The organism is Pseudomonas sp. BN414 (assembly GCF_029871275.1).
Lineage (GTDB): Bacteria > Pseudomonadota > Gammaproteobacteria > Pseudomonadales > Pseudomonadaceae > Metapseudomonas > Metapseudomonas resinovorans_C.
In genome coordinates this window covers 1-4,162 of record NZ_SSOL01000058.1, presented here as the reverse complement: position 1 = coordinate 4,162, position 4,162 = coordinate 1, and the positions used below count along the sequence as shown (strand labels likewise).

Here is a 4,162-nt window from a genome sequence, read left to right as displayed (position 1 = left end):
TTCAGCATTCGATGATGTTCACGGCGAGGCCGCCGCGGGCGGTTTCCTTGTATTTGCTCTTCATGTCGGCGCCGGTCTGGCGCATGGTGCGGATCACCTTGTCGAGCGAGATGAAGTGCTGGCCGTCGCCGCGCAGGGCCATGCGTGCGGCGTTGATGGCCTTCACCGAGCCCATCGCGTTGCGCTCGATGCAGGGCACCTGGACCAGGCCGCCGACCGGGTCGCAGGTCAGCCCGAGGTTGTGTTCCATGCCGATCTCGGCGGCGTTCTCGACCTGCTGCGGGGTGCCGCCGAGGACTTCGCAGAGCGCGCCGGCGGCCATCGAGCAGGCCACGCCGACCTCGCCCTGGCAGCCGACTTCGGCGCCGGAGATGGAGGCGTTTTCCTTGTAGAGGATGCCGATGGCGGCGGCGGTGAGCAGGAAGCGCTCGACGCCGTCGTCGTTGGCGCCGGGCACGAAGCGGCTGTAGTAGTGCAGCACCGCCGGGACGATGCCGGCCGCGCCGTTGGTGGGTGCGGTGACCACGCGGCCGCCGGTGGCGTTTTCTTCGTTCACCGCCAGGGCATAGAGGTTGACCCAGTCGAGCACGGAGAGGCTGTCGCGCAGGCTGGCTTCCGGGGTTTCGCTGAGCTGGCGGTAGAGCGCGGCGGCGCGGCGCTTGACCTTCAGCCCTCCGGGCATGATGCCTTCCTTGCGGCAGCCAGCCTTCACGCAGTCCTGCATCACCTGCCAGATCTTCATCAGCCCGGCGCTGGTCTCTTCCGGGCTGCGCCAGGCCTTCTCGTTCTCGCGCATCAGACTGCTGATGGACAGCCCGCTGGCACTGGATTGGGCGAGCATCTCCTTGCCGGTCTTGAACGGGTAGGGCAGCGGTGTGCGGTCTTCGACGATGCGGTCGAGGCCGGCCGCCTCCTCGTCGACGACGAAGCCGCCGCCCACCGAGTAGTACTCGCGCGCGCGGATCTGGATGCCGGCCTCGTCGAAGGCGCGGAAGATCATGCCGTTGGGGTGGTAGGGGAGCGGCTTCCTGATCAGCGCCAGGTGCTCCTTTTCCACGAAGTGGATCGACTTCTCGCCGCCGAGAAGCAGTTCGCCGCTCTGGCGGATGCGCGCCAGGCGCTCATCCACGCTTTCCGTATCCACGGTATCCGGTTGTTCGCCTTCCAGTCCGAGCAGAACGGCCTTGTCGCTGCCGTGGCCCTTGCCGGTGGCGCCGAGGGAGCCGTACAGCTCGACTTTCAGGCTGTGGGTGTTGGCCAGCAGGTTCTCACGGCGCAGGCCATCGACGAATCGCGCGGCGGCGCGCATCGGGCCCACGGTGTGGGAGCTGGAGGGGCCAATGCCGATCTTGAACAGGTCGAAGACGCTGAGGGACATGTCGCGCTCCTGAGCGATTGCTCGGCTTTTCTTATTAGTCAGCGTAGACAGCACAGCGGATCGGGCCCGAAGGGCCGACCGCCGTGCTCCTTGTCTTGCGTCCGGTCGCTGTAGGAGCGAGCTTGCTCGCGAATGGCTCTGGCAGAGCTTTGCCAGCAAGCTGGCTCCTACAGGGGGCGCGGATCAGGCGTCCTGGTAGGCCTCGATGGACGGGCAGGCGCAGACCAGGTTGCGGTCGCCGTAGACGTTGTCCACGCGGCCCACCGGCGGCCAGTACTTGCCGTCCACCAGGCTGGCGCTGGGGTACACGGCCAGTTCGCGGCTGTAGCGGTGGGTCCACTCGCCGACCAGTTCCAGGGCGGTGTGCGGGGCGTTCTTCAGCGGGTTGTCGTCCTTGTCCAGTTCGCCGGCCTCGACCGCGCGGATTTCCTCGCGGATGCGGATCATGGCGTCGCAGAAGCGGTCCAGCTCTTCCTTCGATTCGCTCTCGGTGGGCTCGATCATCAGCGTACCGGGCACCGGGAAGCTCATGGTCGGGGCGTGGAAGCCGTAGTCGATCAGGCGCTTGGCAACGTCGTCGACGCTGATGCCGCTGGTGTCCTTGAGCGGGCGCAGGTCGAGGATGCACTCGTGGGCCACCAGGCCGTTGCTGCCGGTGTAGAGCACCGGGTAGTGCTCTTCCAGGCGGCGGGCGATGTAGTTGGCGTTGAGGATCGCCATCTGGGTGGCGCGGCGCAGGCCGTCGCCGCCCATCATGCGGATGTACATCCAGGTGATTGGCAGGATGCTGGCGCTGCCGAAGGGCGCCGCGCTGACCGCGCCCTCTTTGCGCGCCATGTGCGCGTGGCCGGGCAGGAAGGGCGCCAGGTGGGCCTTCACGCCGATCGGGCCGACGCCCGGGCCGCCGCCGCCGTGGGGGATGCAGAAGGTCTTGTGCAGGTTCAGGTGCGAGACGTCGCCGCCGAACTGGCCCGGGGCGCAGAGGCCGACCATGGCGTTCATGTTGGCGCCGTCGATGTACACCTGGCCGCCGTTGGCGTGGATGACCTCGCAGATCTCGCGGATGCCTTCCTCGAACACGCCGTGGGTCGACGGGTAGGTGATCATCAGCGCGGCGAGGCGGTCCTTGTGCTCCTCGGCCTTGGCCTTGAGGTCGGCGATGTCGACGTTGCCGCGGGCGTCGCAGGCGGTCACCACCACGCGCATGCCGACCATGCTGGCGGTGGCGGGGTTGGTGCCGTGGGCCGATTGCGGGATCAGGCAGATGTCGCGCTGGTCGTCGCCACGGCTGAGGTGGTAGGCGCGAATCGCCAGCAGGCCGGCGTACTCGCCCTGGGAGCCGGCGTTGGGCTGCAGGGATACGGCGTCATAGCCGGTGGCCTGGCAGAGCATGGCTTCCAGCTCGCTGGTCAGTTCCTGGTAGCCGGCGCTCTGCTCGGCGGGGGCGAAGGGGTGCAGGGCGCCGAACTCGGCCCAGGTCACCGGGATCATTTCGCTCGCGGCGTTCAGCTTCATGGTGCAGGAACCCAGCGGGATCATGCTGCGGTCCAGCGCCAGGTCCTTGTCGGCGAGCTTGCGCAGGTAGCGCATCAGCTCGGTTTCCGAGTGGTAGCGGTTGAACACCGGGTGGCTGAGGATCGCGCTCTGGCGCAGCAGGGCGGCCGGCAGGCGGCTGGCGACCTTGGCGGCCAGCGCGGCGAAGGCCGGCAGGGCCTGGCCGTTGGCGAACAGCGCCCAGAGCTGCTCGACGTCGGCTTGGGTGGTGGTCTCGTCCAGGGACAGGCCGAGGCGGACGGCGTCCACTTCACGCAGGTTGAGGCGCTGGGCGCGGGCCTGGGCGTGCAGCTCGGCGGTCTTGCTGCCGGTGGCCAGGGTCAGGGTGTCGAAGAAGCTTTCCTGCTCGACAGTGAAGCCCAGCTTGGCCAGGCCCTGGGCCAGGATCGCGGTCAGCTGGTGCACGCGGTTGGCGATGCGGGTCAGGCCCTGCGGGCCGTGGTAGACGGCGTACATGCTGGCGATGTTGGCCAGCAGCACCTGCGCGGTGCAGATGTTGCTGGTGGCCTTCTCGCGGCGGATGTGCTGCTCGCGGGTCTGCATGGCCAGGCGCAGGGCCGGCTGGCCGTGGCGGTCGATGGAGACGCCGACCAGGCGGCCGGGCATGTCGCGCTTGAAGCTGTCGCGGGTGGCGAAGTAGGCCGCGTGCGGGCCACCGAAGCCGAGCGGCACGCCGAAGCGCTGAGCGCTGCCGAGGGCGACGTCGGCGCCGAACTCGCCGGGCGGGGTCAGCAGGGTCAGGGCGAGCAGGTCGGCGGCGACGGCGACCAGGGCGCCGGCGGCGTGGAAGCGTGCCACCAGTTCGCGGTAGTCGAAGACATCGCCGTTGGCGGCGGGGTACTGCAGCAGGGCGCCGAAGTAGGCGCTGGCGTCGGTCAGCTCACGCTCGTCGCCGATCACCACCTCGATGCCCAGCGGCTCGGCACGGGTGCGCAGCACGTCGAGGGTCTGCGGGTGGCAGTGCTGCGAGGCGAAGAAGGCGTGGCTGGCCTTGTTCTTCGCCAGGCGCTTGCAGAAGGTCATGGCTTCGGCGGCGGCGGTGCCTTCGTCGAGCAGGGAGGCGTTGGCCACCGGCAGGCCGGAGAGGTCGCTGACCAGGGTCTGGAAGTTCAGCAGGGCTTCCAGGCGACCCTGGGAGATTTCCGGCTGGTAGGGGGTGTAGGCGGTGTACCAGGCCGGGTTTTCCAGCAGGTTGCGCAGGATCGGGCTGGGGGTGTGGCAGGGGTAGTA

At 68.6% G+C, this 4,162-nt stretch carries 2 protein-coding genes; both read right to left on the bottom strand.

What is annotated here, in order from left to right; all coding sequences use genetic code 11:
- Position 1: 1 nt before the first annotated feature.
- Positions 2-1,378, bottom strand: a complete 1,377-nt coding sequence (locus E8E95_RS11905) for an L-serine ammonia-lyase (protein ID WP_280350284.1) — start codon at positions 1,376-1,378, stop codon at positions 2-4.
- Between the two features lie 183 nt (positions 1,379-1,561).
- Positions 1,562-4,162, bottom strand: a 2,601-nt coding sequence (gene gcvP / locus E8E95_RS11900; RefSeq protein ID WP_280350282.1) for an aminomethyl-transferring glycine dehydrogenase, incomplete at its 5' end; no start/stop codon positions are given.